This is a genomic window from Clostridium vincentii (assembly GCF_002995745.1).
Classification (GTDB): domain Bacteria; phylum Bacillota; class Clostridia; order Clostridiales; family Clostridiaceae; genus Clostridium; species Clostridium vincentii.
Window position 1 is genome coordinate 1 of sequence record NZ_PVXQ01000052.1, and the last position, 15927, is coordinate 15927.

General features: G+C 29.5%; 23 protein-coding genes. 4 read left to right on the forward strand and 19 right to left on the reverse strand.

What is annotated here, in order from left to right; translation table 11 throughout:
- Positions 1 to 82: 82 nt before the first annotated feature.
- The 9 genes from CLVI_RS15665 to CLVI_RS15705 form a co-directional block, all read right to left on the reverse strand.
- The gene (locus CLVI_RS15665) at positions 83 to 448 is read right to left on the reverse strand and encodes an ice-binding family protein (RefSeq protein ID WP_106061045.1); all 366 of its coding nucleotides are present in this window, start codon (positions 446 to 448) and stop codon (positions 83 to 85) included.
- 306 nt (positions 449 to 754) lie between these two features.
- Positions 755 to 2164, reverse strand: coding sequence for a L,D-transpeptidase family protein (locus CLVI_RS15670; RefSeq protein ID WP_106061046.1), 1410 nt, complete (start codon positions 2162 to 2164; stop codon positions 755 to 757).
- A 476-nt stretch (positions 2165 to 2640) separates the two neighbouring features.
- Positions 2641 to 2955, reverse strand: coding sequence for a DUF3784 domain-containing protein (locus CLVI_RS15675; RefSeq protein WP_106061047.1), 315 nt, complete (start codon positions 2953 to 2955; stop codon positions 2641 to 2643).
- Between the two features lie 83 nt (positions 2956 to 3038).
- Positions 3039 to 3236 (reverse strand): hypothetical protein, encoded by a 198-nt coding sequence (locus tag CLVI_RS15680; protein WP_106061048.1) that lies wholly within the window; start codon positions 3234 to 3236, stop codon positions 3039 to 3041.
- Positions 3226 to 4017: a hypothetical protein gene (locus CLVI_RS15685; protein WP_106061049.1), complete on the reverse strand. Its 792-nt coding sequence runs from the start codon at positions 4015 to 4017 to the stop codon at positions 3226 to 3228. Before CLVI_RS15685 ends, CLVI_RS15680 begins: the two co-directional genes overlap by 11 nt.
- Positions 4018 to 4145: 128 nt before the next feature.
- Positions 4146 to 4325 carry a hypothetical protein gene (locus CLVI_RS15690; protein ID WP_106061050.1) on the reverse strand — a complete coding sequence of 60 codons (180 nt, stop codon included), beginning with the start codon at positions 4323 to 4325 and terminating at the stop codon, positions 4146 to 4148.
- Positions 4326 to 4378: 53 nt separating this feature from the next.
- Positions 4379 to 4657: a hypothetical protein gene (locus CLVI_RS15695; protein WP_207655397.1), complete on the reverse strand. Its 279-nt coding sequence runs from the start codon at positions 4655 to 4657 to the stop codon at positions 4379 to 4381.
- Entirely contained in the window at positions 4635 to 5249 is a 615-nt protein-coding gene (locus CLVI_RS15700) for a hypothetical protein (RefSeq protein ID WP_146127340.1), read from the reverse strand. Before CLVI_RS15700 ends, CLVI_RS15695 begins: the two co-directional genes overlap by 23 nt.
- A gap of 61 nt (positions 5250 to 5310) precedes the next feature.
- The gene (locus CLVI_RS15705) at positions 5311 to 5742 is read right to left on the reverse strand and encodes a hypothetical protein (protein ID WP_106061053.1); all 432 of its coding nucleotides are present in this window, start codon (positions 5740 to 5742) and stop codon (positions 5311 to 5313) included.
- Positions 5743 to 6281: 539 nt separating this feature from the next.
- Here CLVI_RS15705 and CLVI_RS15710 point away from each other — a divergent pair.
- A complete protein-coding gene (locus CLVI_RS15710) occupies positions 6282 to 6800 on the forward strand; it encodes a DUF421 domain-containing protein (protein WP_242980746.1) in 519 nt (172 codons plus the stop codon).
- 181 nt (positions 6801 to 6981) lie between these two features.
- Entirely contained in the window at positions 6982 to 7362 is a 381-nt protein-coding gene (locus CLVI_RS15715; RefSeq protein WP_106061054.1) for a hypothetical protein, read from the forward strand.
- A 101-nt stretch (positions 7363 to 7463) separates the two neighbouring features.
- Here the strand turns inward: CLVI_RS15715 and CLVI_RS15720 are convergent, their stop codons facing one another.
- The 9 genes from CLVI_RS15720 to CLVI_RS15755 form a co-directional block, all read right to left on the reverse strand.
- Positions 7464 to 8570, reverse strand: a complete 1107-nt coding sequence (locus CLVI_RS15720; protein ID WP_106061055.1) for a DUF3810 domain-containing protein — start codon at positions 8568 to 8570, stop codon at positions 7464 to 7466.
- Between the two features lie 63 nt (positions 8571 to 8633).
- Positions 8634 to 9329 (reverse strand): hypothetical protein, encoded by a 696-nt coding sequence (locus tag CLVI_RS15725; RefSeq protein ID WP_106061056.1) that lies wholly within the window; start codon positions 9327 to 9329, stop codon positions 8634 to 8636.
- A 91-nt stretch (positions 9330 to 9420) separates the two neighbouring features.
- The gene (locus tag CLVI_RS17560) at positions 9421 to 9570 is read right to left on the reverse strand and encodes a hypothetical protein (RefSeq protein ID WP_170065701.1); all 150 of its coding nucleotides are present in this window, start codon (positions 9568 to 9570) and stop codon (positions 9421 to 9423) included.
- A gap of 97 nt (positions 9571 to 9667) precedes the next feature.
- Positions 9668 to 10144, reverse strand: a complete 477-nt coding sequence (locus CLVI_RS15730) for a dihydrofolate reductase (RefSeq protein WP_106061057.1) — start codon at positions 10142 to 10144, stop codon at positions 9668 to 9670.
- A gap of 166 nt (positions 10145 to 10310) precedes the next feature.
- Positions 10311 to 10892: a DJ-1/PfpI family protein gene (locus tag CLVI_RS15735; RefSeq protein WP_106061058.1), complete on the reverse strand. Its 582-nt coding sequence runs from the start codon at positions 10890 to 10892 to the stop codon at positions 10311 to 10313.
- Positions 10893 to 11067: 175 nt separating this feature from the next.
- Positions 11068 to 11601, reverse strand: coding sequence for a GNAT family N-acetyltransferase (locus CLVI_RS15740; RefSeq protein ID WP_106061059.1), 534 nt, complete (start codon positions 11599 to 11601; stop codon positions 11068 to 11070).
- Positions 11602 to 11678: 77 nt separating this feature from the next.
- Complete coding sequence (locus CLVI_RS15745; RefSeq protein WP_106061060.1) at positions 11679 to 12131, reverse strand: GNAT family N-acetyltransferase; 453 nt, start codon at positions 12129 to 12131, stop codon at positions 11679 to 11681.
- Between the two features lie 317 nt (positions 12132 to 12448).
- Positions 12449 to 13180 carry a Fic family protein gene (locus CLVI_RS15750; protein WP_106061061.1) on the reverse strand — a complete coding sequence of 244 codons (732 nt, stop codon included), beginning with the start codon at positions 13178 to 13180 and terminating at the stop codon, positions 12449 to 12451.
- A gap of 2 nt (positions 13181 to 13182) precedes the next feature.
- The gene (locus CLVI_RS15755) at positions 13183 to 13380 is read right to left on the reverse strand and encodes a hypothetical protein (RefSeq protein WP_242980747.1); all 198 of its coding nucleotides are present in this window, start codon (positions 13378 to 13380) and stop codon (positions 13183 to 13185) included.
- 448 nt (positions 13381 to 13828) lie between these two features.
- Here CLVI_RS15755 and CLVI_RS15760 point away from each other — a divergent pair, with 448 nt between their 5' ends.
- Positions 13829 to 14275, forward strand: a complete 447-nt coding sequence (locus tag CLVI_RS15760) for a hypothetical protein (RefSeq protein ID WP_106061062.1) — start codon at positions 13829 to 13831, stop codon at positions 14273 to 14275.
- A 218-nt stretch (positions 14276 to 14493) separates the two neighbouring features.
- Positions 14494 to 14898 carry a substrate-binding domain-containing protein gene (locus CLVI_RS15765; RefSeq protein ID WP_242980748.1) on the forward strand — a complete coding sequence of 135 codons (405 nt, stop codon included), beginning with the start codon at positions 14494 to 14496 and terminating at the stop codon, positions 14896 to 14898.
- Positions 14899 to 14988: 90 nt separating this feature from the next.
- Here CLVI_RS15765 and CLVI_RS15770 read toward each other — a convergent pair whose 3' ends face one another.
- A complete protein-coding gene (locus tag CLVI_RS15770) occupies positions 14989 to 15684 on the reverse strand; it encodes an aspartate/glutamate racemase family protein (protein ID WP_106061064.1) in 696 nt (231 codons plus the stop codon).
- Positions 15685 to 15927 lie beyond the last annotated feature (243 nt).

Genomic DNA, 15927 nt, shown 5'->3' on the forward strand with positions numbered 1-15927 from the left:
TTTACAAGTATCATCCATTCTTCTTTAGATCTTCTTTCTGCCATGCAAATTACCTCCTACTAAGTATAGGAGTATTATCACATTAATTTACTGCCAGTCCTAGGTGATGAGTTATTTGACGCTTACCGTCATTATATGCAGTTACCAGGTCGTCCTTAGCTTTAATTGCCACTGCATCAGCCAAGTGTATAGCACCACTGATTTTTGCAACCGTCTGCCCTGAGAACTCATTACCTGGAAATAGTCCTACATCCCCACCAGCACTTCCATTAATTGTTGTGGTTCCAGTATTGGTGATTGTGGAGCCAGACAAAACCGCAAATGTTGAGGTTGTTCCAAGATTAACTGTGCTTTGACCTGCTGCCATAGCAATTATAGGAGTTGACATAGTACCTACCAGTGATAGTGTTAATAATAATATGAATTTTCTCTTATTAAATGTTTTCATAAATTCAATCAGTCTCCTTTATTTATATATATAACTATGTTATAAATGCTTGTTTGTAATCTTCAAGATGTAATGATTGTAGTATTTGCATTAATGCTCTTTGATTATGCATACCACCTAATACTTCTTTGATTTACTTCAAATCTAATCCAATAATTTTAAATGAATAAACTTATGCATAAGAAAACCCTCGACTAAAATTAATTAGTCGAGGGTTTCACTGGCAGCTTATTTTTACATACATGTAAAAATAACTACTCCATGGGTATTTGGGAGGAATAAAGTGACGAGCTTGCTTCTACTCCCTTAATAACAAACAACCGGAGTACCTACGTCTATATTATCAAATATTGTTTTTGCTACATCGTATGGTGAATTTATACAACCATGGGATCCGCTTGTCTTATACAGATTTCCTCCAAACGTATCTCGCCAGCTTGCATCATGAATTCCTACTCCTCCAATAAAAGGCATCCAAAAATTCACAGGAGCAGCGTAATTTTCACCTGTAAGGGTTGCATTTTTTTCTTTATAATTAATCATATAAATACCAACAGGTGTTCTAGTCTTATCAGATATATCAGTACCTGTGACAACATCCCCCTGCGTTATAAGTGATCCATTTTTATAAAACCATAAGTGTTGCCCTAAAAGATCTATTTCTACATATGTATTTCCAATAGAACCCTTTTCATGAGACACTTCTGTTTGATAATATGCTGGTTCTTTTGTTATGGATTCACCTTCCATTATAATGGAAATTAAATCTTTAATTTCTTTAACCTTATTAATGGACCAGCCATAAGTACCACCACTAACATTAATTGCTGTTCCTTTTGATGTAACAAACTCTCTCGTCTTAGCAACTGTATTATATTCCATAGCAAGTTTATCCATATAGATTTCAACTTGTTTTTCATTAAATGATATTTCATTCTTATCATCAACTGTAAACCATTTATTTATGGTAGAACCATCTAAAATTTCTTTATCTTCCCCGAAAGTATAGGTAACCTCTGATGATACATATTTGTTAAGCATGTCCCTTGTTGCAACTATCTCTGGAGATTCCGAAGTATATTGTGGCTTAACATAGTAATCAATTGAATCCAAATCTATTGTTGTTTCGCCTGTGCTCACTGCCTCTATGGCATAATTATATAAAATGTCTTTATTACCCTTGTTTCCAATGACTTCATCGACAATCACATACTCATTATCTGTATACTCATAACTAGGATTCTTAGGTTCAATTACCTCACTACTATCAAAACAAGAAAGCTTATCCACTTGTTCTTTTAATAAATTTTTATCATATTTAACTTCTGCTATAATTTTAAGATCTTCTGTATTAAAAACAGCTGAAATCCATTTATAAGGATTTTGTTTATCTTTTAACTCCTTAAATATACCACTATCACTATACTGTAATTCAATTTCTTCTCCGCTAATTTGTTCATTTATATCGCCTCGTTCTTTTATGTTTAGCTGATATTCTTGAATCTCAGATATCATTTGTTCATTTACATCCTCTACACTTTTACCCGAAACACTAATGCTATTTATTGTAGAACCAAAATAGAAATGATTCATGAAAAATATAACCATCCCAAAGTATATAATAATTAAAGTAAAAATAGAAATTATAATACCTAAAACAATTTTCTTACGCTTTTTTATTGGCCTTTTTGTTGACTTTGCTACTTCAGTTTCCATAATTGCACACCCTCGTATACAAAGATAGTATAAATACTATCTTTATTTTATTTATTTAAATCCTAAATCCTTGCATAAGCAAGGTCTTAAGCCTTTTTTATTACAAAAACAAAAGTATGGTGTAATGTAAAACACCTTCCTTATCGTGAATTGTTTATTATATATATAATAACAGAATACCTTCATTATTAAACAATATTAGTAAATATAATACTAATAAGTTTGAAAACTTATCAATTTCAGCAATAAATGATGATTTTAGCTTTACAATACCCTTTATAAAAATAACTCCCAACCATATAACTGAAATCAAAATTAAACAGGGCATAATTATCTTACCTATATTTCCTAATAGTACGACATAAAAAACACCGCATATTCATTTTATTGAATAATACAATATTATAATTAATTATTTTTTATGTTTTACTTACTAAACCTCTTCCCTAATATGATAAGAATGCTAACTAATGAGCTTATTTACTACGGCTAATCGTATTTGCTAAAACAATCATAAAACCAATAGGTATTAAAATACCCCAAGGCATTGTCCATTTTAAAAATGACGGGATTGCTTCACCAAAATATACATTGACAGCAACAACAAGTGTTATGACACTAAATCCAGTACCCATGATACGACAAAGCTTCTTTTCGTTATACTTTTCTTTTTCTTCTTTGCTTGCAGTATTATAACCTGCTATTAAAAAGCTTCCTTTTCCAGATAATAATAAAACCGAAATTATCACAAATATTATTACTACTATCCATCCTACAATTTCTTCAGTCATCGTTATCCCCCTTTCCAGGCTGTATAAATAACCTTCATTTTGTATTTAATTATTATGATTTAATCACCGCGAATATATTCTTATTATAGCACATTTTGTAAATGTAATTCCAAAAGATAAATCCACTTCCACAGTTTAGGTGTAAAACAAATCCCAACGGTGAGTAAACCTACACCTATTACAAATGTTAAAGCACCTTGGTCTCCTTCAAAATTTTCACCTCCAAAAAATGTTGCTAATCTACTAAATATTTTCCAATACTCCCCTCTTCTATTTATCATCGAATAATTTCTCTACCCGGCTTACAAAACCCTTGTCCAGATCTTTAGCATACCCTTCAAAATTTTCTTTATTTACACTCTTAATAACACCTTGAGCTCTTAACTCATTATCTAAGTTAATTAATACATCTTCAAAATTCATATTTTTACTAGCTTGCATGCCGTCACTAAAAAAATTAACAGACTTATCATCATTAAATATAACCTTATAATATGGTGAATAAGAGTTTTTATGCCCTTTTGCAACTCCAACATTAACACTATTTATATCACTATAATTATAAATAGTACCCTTAGGAGTTGTAGGTGTGCTTACCTTAATGCTGTTAGGGTATAAAATCGCATACCCTGTCATTCCACAATATATAGATATTATTAGAACACATATACAGCAAATTTTTATTACCTTAAATATCTTTGTGATTTTGTCATCAAATGGTATAAGTTTATTTAATAGCTTATAGAAAAATTTTTCAGGTTTACTAAGTGTTTCAATATCTACAGTTTCAGTATCTTCTTCTATTATTTCTATTTGCTTATTTTTCCTTTCAGAAAACTTTTCCTTTATTCGAATAAAAGCATATGTAATTAAAGCCAGAATCATAGTTATAGGTATCATGTCTAACTCGCCGGATACGAACAATAAGTAGTCTCCTTTTGCAAATAAAAATAGCTTCGAATAGTAGTAAGCTACAAATACTACCCCTGTAGTAACTAAAGCAAGTATAACAATTCCAATAAAATAAAAAATACTAAGTACTATCCGCTTCATTTTTTTCATTTATAACCCTCCCTTTATACTAATACATCGTTTTCTATACAGCTGCCTAACACACACCATATATAAAATCACAAAGTTATTATTTCACCTTTGTAACATAATTTACGAAGATTATGCATTTATAAATATTAGTTATCTTCTCTATTTTCTAATTTATTCAAAATAATATCTATCTTTTTATCCATCTCTTTATTTCTATTAACAAAATTTTTTAATACTTGTATTCCTTTATATATCACTACCAAAACTGCAAATAATAGTACAAGGTTGATAACTGACATAATAATTGTAGAATAGTCAATTCCCATATAAATCATCCTTTCTTAATATAAGTGACATAATATTAGAAGACTATACATTTCTATTTAATTTTTTTAGATTTTTTTATGATATATGCTACAAGCTTAACCATTGCCAACCCAAAAGACAGTGCTAATGATTTTATCAGATTAAGTTCTAATGATTTTATAAAATACCCTATTATAGAAAGAACCAAAAATACGAAAACAAATTGTATAATAATTTCTTTAATTGAACTACTCATAATAACTTCACTCCATTCATAATAATCTATCTTTGATACGTACTTTATGAATATTATAAAGTAAATATATAAATTAATCTTCTCTGGACATTCCATATAAGCCAGGATTATGTGCATCATAGAACCCTACCACTAAATATTTAGGTCTATATTTATTCTCAATGTCATTTTTAATTAAAATTTCATTGCATATATCAATTATCTCGCTTTGAACATTCTTTTCACTCTGTTTTAAAACTATTTCATTTTCAAATATTATTAAATATCCAGCAAGATAACGATATCCATTGTCATGGTCTGAACTATGAACAAATATATATTTCGGACGAAATTCTGGTGCAATTTTATCATTTATTTTTTTTACTACTTCTTTTTTAGAATCTCTAAAAAGAGCATCTATATATATTGCATTTTGTGAGCATACATTGGTAACTGACGAGGAAGACCACTCATATTTGTTATAGTCTCCTTTATAATTATATGTTTTTAAAAGTTTTTTGAAATATGCAATAATCTCTTTGCTATATTGTTTTGCAATTTCCTTACTAACTTGAGCCTCAGATATCTTTTCTACAAAAATATTTAAATAGTTTGTATCATAGTATTTTATTGAAACAGAAGGTATCCCCAATGTATGTAGATACATATTAAATTCCTCGTACATTTTGCAGTTTATTTTATTTTTCATTATAATCCTCACTTTAAAATCTTTATTCCGCCTTTTCATACCAGTGTGACTAATGTGAATTCTATCTTTTATTATGTGATTCATCTATTCTGTACCACCTGTTAATTGCATTCCACATTTTCATACTATCCTCAACATTACTTTCATTAACTTTATTATTTATACTTGTCCACTGTTGCAATAATTCATTTGGAATCTCAGTTGTGTTAGATGTTTCAATACATGTTAAAAGCAAAGACAATGCAGTCGTAATCAAATCTTTATCAATCTGATTGTTTACTATCTCTATTGCTGTTGGAATTAATTTAAATCCTTGTATATAACTTAATTTTGCAAGGTCTCCAAAAACACCAAAAGTTCCACATTCATTACTGACAATATGATATTTCCACTCCTTTGTTCTAACATCAAATAAATCAATCAATAGTTTTGGATTGCCTGTTCTTCTAATTTCATAAACAATATCATTACCTATCTTCCAAATACTTTTCATAATAACCCCTTAAATTAAATGTTCTATGTACTTTCCACTTAATTTCATACTAATTCAAAATAACTCATATATAAATTATACCATTATTTTCTATAAAACTATATTATCTTAATACTCACCTCTCCCCTGCTGAACTTTACCCACAACATAATCAATCCCATCGCAAATTATTTTCACTTATACTATTTTTATTGGCTACTTATTAGTGAGAGGAAAGAGAATATTTATATTTAGGTGTCTAAAATAACTCATAACTAATTAGTATTTAAGTAAAGTTTATGGGTTATATGAAAAGGTATAGGGGGAATAGATTCTCCCGTGAATCCTAGTATAATTCTTTCATTTTTGCCAATACTATCTCTATATAGGTGATGTTAATAGTGTTTAATCTCCTGTTTTTATTGCAAATTAATATAAAGTGTCTAACATTCTTTAAGGAGGTGAAAATATGGAATTGAATTGGATATGGCAATCTTTTCTTATATTTATGGTTGGAACATTTATTTTAAGAGTAGGGGGGAAGAAAATCAATTTCCCAAATGACAATATCACAAACTATTGTGATGATAGGATTAGGATCACTGCTCATTCAACCTGTATCTGGAAAGGGACTGCTTATTACTTTCCTGGCAGCATTTATATTAACAATATTAATGATGATTACTGAATACCTAGAAATTAAAGTGGATTTTTTAGAGACCATATTTTCTGGAAAATCAGTAGTTATTATTGAAAATGGTAAACTCAACATGAAGAACTTAACAAAACTTAGGTTGTCAATAGATAGACTTGAAACTCGTTTGAGGCAGACCGGAATAGCCTCTATAGAAGATATTAAATATGGAACAATCGAAGTGAGTGGCCAGCTTGGATATGAGTTAAAAGATAATAAAAAGCCTTTAACACAAGAGGATTTTATAAAAATAATGAGTGAAATATCCAAAATCAATGAAATGGTGATAAAAAATATAATACCTCAGTCAAATAGCGATCAAAAAAATAATATTTTTGAGGAGGTAGGCACTAAGAAGTTTGAGGGAAACAAAAATGAGCCCTAAAAGTATTTTAGTATGGCAGTAAGAAGAGTTGATAAAGACAGTTTAAGTGAAATTATTTAAACTGCATTTATTATATACATATATTACTAAGTATATGGTATAATTATCCTAATGATTCAGGGGAAGATACCCATTAAAAAAAACGAAGAATCATAAAATCTATAGCAAGGGGATGGTACCCATGATAAAAAACATTTGTGTTATAGATGATAAGGACAATTTAGTATCATCTACTTATTTTAAAAGAGCTAAACAACTAGTAAAAAAAGGACGAGCTAGATGGTTAAATGAAGACAAAATAAAATTAGTTATTAGTAATACCTATTATGAGGGGGGCAAGCTTATGTCAAATGAAAACACAGATGTTGTAAACCTAGATTCAGTACAAGTTTTTATCGAAAAATTGGTAAATGAAAATTCTGTAGCTGAAAAAGCTATAGAGGAAATTAGTAAGGTATCAAATGAAGATTTGAAAGCAGCAAAGATTTTACAAGTAGTTGAAAGTCATGATAGAACAAAAGTTAAAATCGTAGCAGCTTTTGCAAACCAATTTAGTAAATAGAATTTATATTCCAGCATGCTGTAAGGTATGCTGGATTTTTTTTACAAACTTATTTGGGTTTCGAATTATAATTTGTCTTGTCTATTTTATTTTACACAAATCTACGGCGTACTCGACAGTTTATATTTCTCCTCTGCCAGCAATAGATTTACCATTTCATCATAGCTATTCACACCGTCTGTCTGGTTATTCGCCTTCAGATAGGCATCATTGACAATAATTGAAATATTTGAAATAATCCCCTCATACTTGCCCCAATATTGCTCATGCTGTACTATATCATGCTGCACCGTCTTGGACAGGCTGTCCATTATCTCCAATGCCTTATCCGAATCAACTTTCTCCAGCACAGATATGGAATGATCAAACGCTAGAAAAAGCCCACTATAAAGTATCATTGGTTCATCCTGCTGCTTGCATGCCAGATAGGATATAAAACTTGCCTCATCCTCATGCATAAAACCACACTGATGGGCCAGTTCATGTGTCATAGCGGCAGGTATCATGAAAACTGGCATATCAACATTGATATTAGATTCCAAAGTAAAAGGGCAAAAATTACCTTGTATACCTGCACGAGACATCAGTTTTGACATCACCACTGGTTTTGGTGTGGAATATAAAGACCTCTCCAAAATAGGATACTTCTTTGCCAACATTTGTATCGACAACACTGAGTGTTGTGCATAATAATCAAAATCATCTGGTGCTTGGACCAAAAGGTCAGTATCTTCTCCCAGTTTCTCTCTTACCAGTCCCATGTCATCGGCAAGCGACTTACACAATTTCTCCAGTTCCTCCTCGCTGTAGTTCTCCTCATGATATTCGGTATAAGACAAGAAAGAATACCGATGATAGTTTAATCCACTCAAAACAGTAAAACAAAAATATATCATGCTACACATCGCGACTATTCCCATCACACTACGATAAACTACCATCCTACGTGTCCCTTTACTTATGATAACCTTACGCACATAATAAACAATATATAATAGCAAAAACAACAAAACCAATACCACCAGCCATTCACTAACAGAAAATTTTACTAGAGAAGGTAAAAATCCCACTGCATTAGACAACATCAGATATACTGACCTACTGTATTGTTCCGCCCAATCCAGATGATTCTGTGCATATTTATTAAGTATATATGCCACAACTCCAGGTAATATAAACAGCAATCGCTTAGATAAAAACTTTTTCATAATGCTCTCCTTCTGATAAATCAGTATGCTTGTACTCAATGTAGCATATCTACTATCATTGCTTTATTTCAATATATTTAGAACATCATAAAAGTAAGCATTACTTCTAGATGCGCTAATAACAATCTTGAATGGATGATTTTGGTATCCATATATTATAATATTTCCAAAGTTATCTTTATATTTTTCTTTTATATCTTTAAAATTAAAAATATAATATCCAATTATTATTCCATTTTTAAATCTACCTGTTGCTCTATTTAAAATCTCATTACCATACATTAGGTTGTGCTCTTTAATTTCAAATATTTCTACTCCATTACTAAAATATGGTCGTATAATTATTCCTGATATATTTGATGAAAAAGCAAATATTACAAGTACTATTAAACTAATAACCAATAGTGTTTTATAAAAAATATCTATATCCACTTCTCTCAGATGTTGAAATATATTTATAACTCCAAAATAATCTAAAAATAAAGATAAGTATGTTACAAAAAGGATCACTCCCCCAATTAATATTACAGTAATATCTTTATATTTAGGAAAATCAAGTTTTTCTAGTTTTTTTATTCTATTTAAAATAGAATAAGAATCTTCAATTCTTGCCAAGATAATAAAATTTATACCAGACATCAAAAAAAACTTAACTAAAAATATATAAGTAAAATTATCATTTTTCAAAAAAACAAATATGATAAGAAACATGATAGTTATAGCAACTGGACCTCTTAGATTTTTAAATATTTTTTTCATTTCTCCTCCTCAACTAATATAGATAATCTTTACTTCTAATTCAGATACCACTACGATTCAATCTAAGAATACTGTTCACTAAAAGTTGTGCTTATTTTGTATGGTTCATCAGATACTTACTAAAATAATACATTTCAATAATTATATAAATTATTACGCTACATATCAACATTTCCTTTGGTTGAGCAATATCCATTGCTTTTCCCAGTGCAAAATATCCAAAAACCCTTATTATCCACAATTTTCTCCCTCCCAGAATACTATATAATTAATCTTTAGTTCACAAAGTCCTACCAGTGTGACTCAATCTAAGAATATTCCGTAAAAACATATATCTCCTACGTTTTTATTCTCTCATATGTATAATATATATAAGGTATTTCGCCTTCAATTCTTTCTTCATAAGTTTTTACAAAGTCATCTTTATCAATTTGCGGAAAATAAACATTACCATCAATTATTTTATCTATTACAGTAATATATATTTTATCTGAATAAGACAACGCTTCTTTGTATACTTGCCCTCCACCAGCAATAAAGACTTCTTCCTCACCTTTTACTAAATCGAATGCTGCAAGCAGGGATTTTACAGTTATACAATTATCTAACACTATATTTTCAGTATTTGAAATAATAATTGTTTTTCTATTTGGTAATGGTCTTCCTATCTCTTGAAAAGATTTTCTACCCATAATTATTATTTTGCCAGTAGTTAATTCCTTAAATCTTCTTTGCTCACCTTTAATTTTCCATGGTATTATTCCATTATTACCTATAACATTATTTTTTGATACTGCTACTATTAAAGAAATCATACTCTCATTTCCCCCTATGTTAATTTATTAAAAAAACACCCTTGTAACGTAGTTTACGAAGATTATGTCACAGTATTTAGTATTGGAGAATTATCAGAGTCTTAAGGTAAATTATTTTATAATATGCTATTTAATACAATATATTGTTAGCCAAATAACTATTTTCTTAATATCCCATCAATTCTCTAACAGCCTCTTTATTCTCTTTATTTGTCAATCTTTCTAACAATAGGAAAGCAACTTCCATTGCGGTCGATGGATTCCAAGATGTAATTATATTCTGGTCAATTACTATTGGTTGATTTATAACTTCAACACCAAAATCTTTCAACTGTTTTTGCATTATTCCAGATCTTTTATTATATGTGGTTCCTTTTCTTCCTTTTAAAACTCCACTTTTTCCTAGAGGTAATGCAGCAACGCATATTGAGGCTATAATCTTACCTTTTTTATTAAATTCTCTTATAATTTCTAAAAACTGTTCATTATAGGCATCATTATAAAAATCATATTCTATAAATCCTCCTGGAATTGCCAAGGCGTCATAATTATCAATATTTACCTCATCAAAAGTGCAGTCTACGATAATCTTTTGATTAAATGTACTGTTTACTTCCTTAGTTCTTCCACAAGTAAATAATTGTGTAGATTTATCACCATCAATGTAATTCCATCCAATTACATCAACAAAAACACTTGCTTCAAATATTTCAAATCCATTTGCCAATAATAACAACACTTTTTTCATATTTATCCTCCTCTTATTTGTAGTGACTAGAAAAATATTTCATCTCCAATATTAAACTTTAATTAAACAAAACATACTCCATTGAATGTCGTACTATTTTAGTTTTGTTCTAAATCTTTAGGTATTAATGAGACTTAGTTACAATTCTTATATCTAGCTGATAAATTGAAATTTATCAGTCAGAACAAACTTCTTCATATGAGTTTAATAATGCATATACATAGGTATCCCAATATATAGGATATCCATTAGTATCTTTATGGAAAGAAACATTTTTTCTAAAATGTGCTTCACGCCTCATTCCAACCTTTTCCATAAGTTTCCATGAAGGTATGTTTTGAGGAGCACATTCTGCATAAATTCGATGAACACCTTGACTAAACATATATTCTATAACCGCTTTGCTTGCATCACTTCCATATCCCTTATGCTGATAGTTCTCATTCAATACATATCCAATTTCTCTTGTATTAAAACTCCTCTTTCCTAGATAAATATTTCCAATAACTTTATGCTCTTTTTTCAACTCAATTGCATAGAATTCATCGCTTTGTGCTCTGAATTCAACTTCTTTTTTCACTTTTTGGCAATTGAAATCTGGATATGCCTCAAATTCAGCATTAACTCGCTGCAGCATATATTCACATAAATCATTTGCGTCGCTTAACTCAAAATTGCGGATAATCAAATCATTTGTCTCAATTTTCATTTCTATAGTCTCCTTTAGCAGTAAAACCGCCCTTTAAATTTTAATTTATAATACTCAACATTAAATTGGAATTTTGACTAAAATGCATATTGCATGAAGTTCTTGTTTTTCTTGAAACCATAATCTGTATATAGAAGAACTCCCTTATCGGAAGCCGTAATGTGTACTGCACCACAGTCATAATCTTTCGCTTCATTCACTACCCTGTCCAGTAATTCTTTGGCAATACCTTTTTTTCTATATTCTTTCAAAGTGTACATACTTGATATAAGACCGATTTTACCATACGGATTGCTATAATATGGTGGCTTTTCAACAAAGGATATTCCGCTTGTTCCCACTATTTTTCTATCATCTACTGCCAACCATGAAACAAAAGTGCCGTCCTTTAAATGCTTTGTATAATACTCATACAACTGTGGTTTTAAATCTAAGGTTGATTCTGCACCTTCTTCCTGTAACTGGTTAACTCTCATTTTTATAAATATATCCAAATCATCTTGAATTAGTTTTCTGAATACTATTTCCATGATTTTCACCGCCCAAATTATATATAATACTTACTTCGTATTTTTCTACCATTCCAGATTAATCCAAACAAGTATATTCATATTGTAGCATATTATGTAAATTACCACTATTCTCCCAAGTTCTCTTATTGCCTTTATCTTTTTATTCTGTAAATATTCAAAGACTTGATTAATTATTTCCCCAACATTTGAAGACTTTTATACGCAACCCCATTGCATGAAAAAAGCCTCAGGTTTTTCAACCAAAGGCTTATCTTTTTTCTTTATCAATTAGATACATTTAACACCTATCACACATATTATTAAAGAAAAGCTAATTAAATCTCTTCACTCTTCAGACACTTTAACGTATCTGTCAATATCTCATTTTTATCATGTAAAAATTCCTGACATTTTTCAAATATTTCCTCGAGCAAAGTATAATCTCCTATTTTTTGACCTTCTTTTAATGCTTTTTTGTAGTCATCATTATATTTTTCATCTATTGCTATAAGCCCTATATTGTTTTCTACGCACTGTTTTAACATAATAAATCTACCTATTCTTCCATTACCATCTTGGAAAGGATGTATTTTTTCAAATTCACCATGAAATCTTGTTATATTTTTATAATTTTTCTCAGAAATTTCCCACCACTTCAATAAGTCTTCTATCCTCAAATCCACTTCCCAAGGCTGCGCTAATTTAATATCTGATCCTGTTATAATATTAGGTATCTTCTTCCATACTCCTGAAAACCCATTGTGAAAATCCAAAGTATTTTGCTTTAACATTCTATGAAACTCTAAAATCAACGTCTTTGTAATTTTTTCTCCTAAATTTAATATCACAAAATCAAAAAGTTCAACTGAATTAATGGTTTCAAATACATCATCTATATTATGGCTTCCTTCAATTACTTTTTTATCTAAATATTTATCCAAATTTTCTTTTGTAAAGGTGCTTCCTTCTATTTTATTTGAGTGAAATAAAAATTCTCTTTTAATCTCATTATAAATTGAATTAGGATACTTTTTTATTTCTTGGATTTGTTCTTTACTTATTTTCATAATCACCACACCTTTCTTTCTTCTATTAATAATTTTTCATTTTTAGTATGGTAAACATACATTTCTCTACTTTTATCCTTTCTATGTTTCTCTGCATATTCTTTAAGAGCTTCTTTTCCTTGCTCATATACGTTTATATCTGAAAACTCTTCAACAATCCTTTTTCCTTCCCCAGAACGAACTTCTATTGCTTCAAACAAAAGCCATTTATTAGGCTATATTTTCTAACTTCATTCCATTTAATAATCTCACTCCCATTCTTATCTAATTTAAATTATATCCTAATCCAATAATAATTAAAATATTTCTGTTTTATATTCTGGTGGCAAAGATACATCTGTATCCTCTCATAATTTATAAGCTACTAAACAAACATATTTCCAGCTTATTTTTCATGCTGAATTTCTATTAAAACTGACGAAAGCCTTAGGTTTCCTATAACTTCTTAATTATTTAATTTCTTAATAAATTAATTTCTTAAGTTATTAATTATGTAATTTCTTAATAAATTAATCTCTTAAGTTATTAATTATGTAATTTCTTAATTACCTAATCTCTTAATTTATTAATTACGTAATTTCTTAATTTCTCGCTACTTTTAACCTAAATAGCATATATATTAGTTGAGAAGATAAGGAGGAGATTATTATGACCATCAAGAAAAATAATTTAAAGATAGAAAAAGATGATTTAGGTTATGAAGAACCAATAGACGAGGTTTGCTTTGTTGACTACGTTGAGCCAACAGGAGAATACATTTCGTTATTCTCGATTAAAGATAGAACTCCTACTAAAGATAAATCAGAATCAATTCCAAAGGACATTGTGCATCTCCCATCAGATAATACTATAACAGTACACAATAGACTAGTGAAAGGGACTACTAAAGGCATGACCCCTCCTATTGACGGAGAATATTTTAATGTTAAACGAGGATACTCTTTAAGAAAGTCTACTGCAGTAATGCTTAATGAGCTCAAAGCCTCTCATCCTGACATCAATGTGTATATGAATTCAATTGCCGATGCTGCTATACGACACTACTATAATTTCATTACTAATGAAGGTGGATCTCAAGTTGATTCGCCATTATAATTATCTCTAGTTATGTGAAATGCTCTAATGGATACTATAATTGTTTAAGGTTTGAATGCTAATAGAAGCTTATCCCTTATAATAGGGACAAGCTTCTCTTTTTTGTTATTGCTGCAATAGCCATCATTTTATCCTTTGGTAGATCATCAGATGACCTTAATAAAGTAATGTGGACAAACATTCCATTAATTCTCTATCTACCCAGATCAACTGAATCAATGGCAAATGTTATTAGTGCTTATGGTAAAGGTATTATTATAACTGGAGATGCTAAGCTTAGTGGAATTCTACAAGGTAGAATCCTAGCTGATGCATGGAATGCTAATAATGATGATATGGCAGTTGGTGCTATTGAAGCATTACAAAAATATGGATTTAACAAATATGATAAATCGAAATATATTCCTTTTATAGGAGTTGATGGCTCACCTAAGGCTAAAGAATTAATTGATCAGGGCATAATGACAGGTATTGCTACTGAAGATGTTCGTACTCAAACAAATGCAATTTATTCTGTGGAATTAAATCTAGTTTCTGGAAATGTTCCTCTAAGTAATACAAATTATAAATTTGATGAAACAGGAATTACAATTAAAACACTTCCTTCTGAATATATTAAATGATTCTTCTACATAATAAGAATCATTAAACAATTGAGTTACTTGTAATGACATATATAAATATTGACTACTAGTATCATACCAATTTGTAGACTATTTATCTAAAGCAAATTCAACTGCAGAAATAGCATGTATTGTTGTTGTATCAAAAACTGGTATACTAACATCTTCTTGCTTTATCAATAGAGGTATTTCTGTACACCCTAGCACTACGCCCTCGGCACCCTTTAATGCTAAATTGTTTATTATTCTTATATATTTTTCCTTTGAAACTTCATTTATTATACCTTCGCATAATTCATTATAAATAATTTCATGAATAATTTCTCTCTCATTTTCATCTGGAATAATCACATCAATATTACATTTTTCCTTTAACACTTGTTTATAAAAATCCTGTTCCATAGTAAATTTAGTTCCAAGTAATCCAACCTTTTTCATTCTCTTTTCAACTATTTTTTCACCTGTTACTTCGGCTATATGTAAAACCTTTATTCCTACCTTATTCTCTATATCACTTGCCATTTTATGCATTGTATTAGTACATATTATAATAAAATCAGCACCGCCATTTTTTAGCCTTTCAGCAGCATTGACCATAATATTAGTTAGTTCATCCCACTTATTTTCATGTTGTAATACTTCTATTTGTTCAAAATCTACTGAATACATTAAGCATTGTGCCGAATGAAGTCCTCCTAATTTTAATTTGACAGTTTCATTTATAACTCTGTAATATTCAAGCGACGATTCCCAACTCATTCCACCTATTAAACCAATTGTTTTCAAATTAATTCTCTCCTTTACATTTTCAAATCATTACTATACGATTTTTTATAGTTTATCATGAATTATATATTTAATTGTACCATGATTACCATAACTTAAATATATTTACAATTATTTTGATTGAGTCAAGTAAAAGTGGGCAACTATTTTATTATCCATTATTTTACAGTATATATTTATAACTTCCCTTAAGCATTTTTACTCTTAATTGTAACTAATATCTCCAAATCCTTTTAATCCACA

Excerpts from the sequence above, each read along its gene's own strand:
- CLVI_RS15665 (WP_106061045.1), bottom strand. The coding sequence starts at position 448 with ATGAAAACATTTAATAAGAGAAAATTCATATTATTATTAACACTATCA.
- CLVI_RS15670 (WP_106061046.1), bottom strand. The coding sequence starts at position 2,164 with ATGGAAACTGAAGTAGCAAAGTCAACAAAAAGGCCAATAAAAAAGCGT.
- CLVI_RS15675 (WP_106061047.1), bottom strand. The coding sequence starts at position 2,955 with ATGACTGAAGAAATTGTAGGATGGATAGTAGTAATAATATTTGTGATA.
- CLVI_RS15680 (WP_106061048.1), bottom strand. The coding sequence starts at position 3,236 with ATGATAAATAGAAGAGGGGAGTATTGGAAAATATTTAGTAGATTAGCA.
- CLVI_RS15685 (WP_106061049.1), bottom strand. The coding sequence starts at position 4,017 with ATGAAAAAAATGAAGCGGATAGTACTTAGTATTTTTTATTTTATTGGA.
- CLVI_RS15690 (WP_106061050.1), bottom strand. The coding sequence starts at position 4,325 with ATGGGAATTGACTATTCTACAATTATTATGTCAGTTATCAACCTTGTA.
- CLVI_RS15695 (WP_207655397.1), bottom strand. The coding sequence starts at position 4,657 with ATGGAATGTCCAGAGAAGATTAATTTATATATTTACTTTATAATATTC.
- CLVI_RS15700 (WP_146127340.1), bottom strand. The coding sequence starts at position 5,249 with ATGAAAAATAAAATAAACTGCAAAATGTACGAGGAATTTAATATGTAT.
- CLVI_RS15705 (WP_106061053.1), bottom strand. The coding sequence starts at position 5,742 with ATGAAAAGTATTTGGAAGATAGGTAATGATATTGTTTATGAAATTAGA.
- CLVI_RS15710 (WP_242980746.1), top strand. The coding sequence starts at position 6,282 with ATGACAATATCACAAACTATTGTGATGATAGGATTAGGATCACTGCTC.
- CLVI_RS15715 (WP_106061054.1), top strand. The coding sequence starts at position 6,982 with ATGATAAAAAACATTTGTGTTATAGATGATAAGGACAATTTAGTATCA.
- CLVI_RS15720 (WP_106061055.1), bottom strand. The coding sequence starts at position 8,570 with ATGAAAAAGTTTTTATCTAAGCGATTGCTGTTTATATTACCTGGAGTT.
- CLVI_RS15725 (WP_106061056.1), bottom strand. The coding sequence starts at position 9,329 with ATGAAAAAAATATTTAAAAATCTAAGAGGTCCAGTTGCTATAACTATC.
- CLVI_RS15730 (WP_106061057.1), bottom strand. The coding sequence starts at position 10,144 with ATGATTTCTTTAATAGTAGCAGTATCAAAAAATAATGTTATAGGTAAT.
- CLVI_RS15735 (WP_106061058.1), bottom strand. The coding sequence starts at position 10,892 with ATGAAAAAAGTGTTGTTATTATTGGCAAATGGATTTGAAATATTTGAA.
- CLVI_RS15740 (WP_106061059.1), bottom strand. The coding sequence starts at position 11,601 with ATGAAAATTGAGACAAATGATTTGATTATCCGCAATTTTGAGTTAAGC.
- CLVI_RS15745 (WP_106061060.1), bottom strand. The coding sequence starts at position 12,131 with ATGGAAATAGTATTCAGAAAACTAATTCAAGATGATTTGGATATATTT.
- CLVI_RS15750 (WP_106061061.1), bottom strand. The coding sequence starts at position 13,180 with ATGAAAATAAGTAAAGAACAAATCCAAGAAATAAAAAAGTATCCTAAT.
- CLVI_RS15760 (WP_106061062.1), top strand. The coding sequence starts at position 13,829 with ATGACCATCAAGAAAAATAATTTAAAGATAGAAAAAGATGATTTAGGT.
- CLVI_RS15765 (WP_242980748.1), top strand. The coding sequence starts at position 14,494 with ATGGCAAATGTTATTAGTGCTTATGGTAAAGGTATTATTATAACTGGA.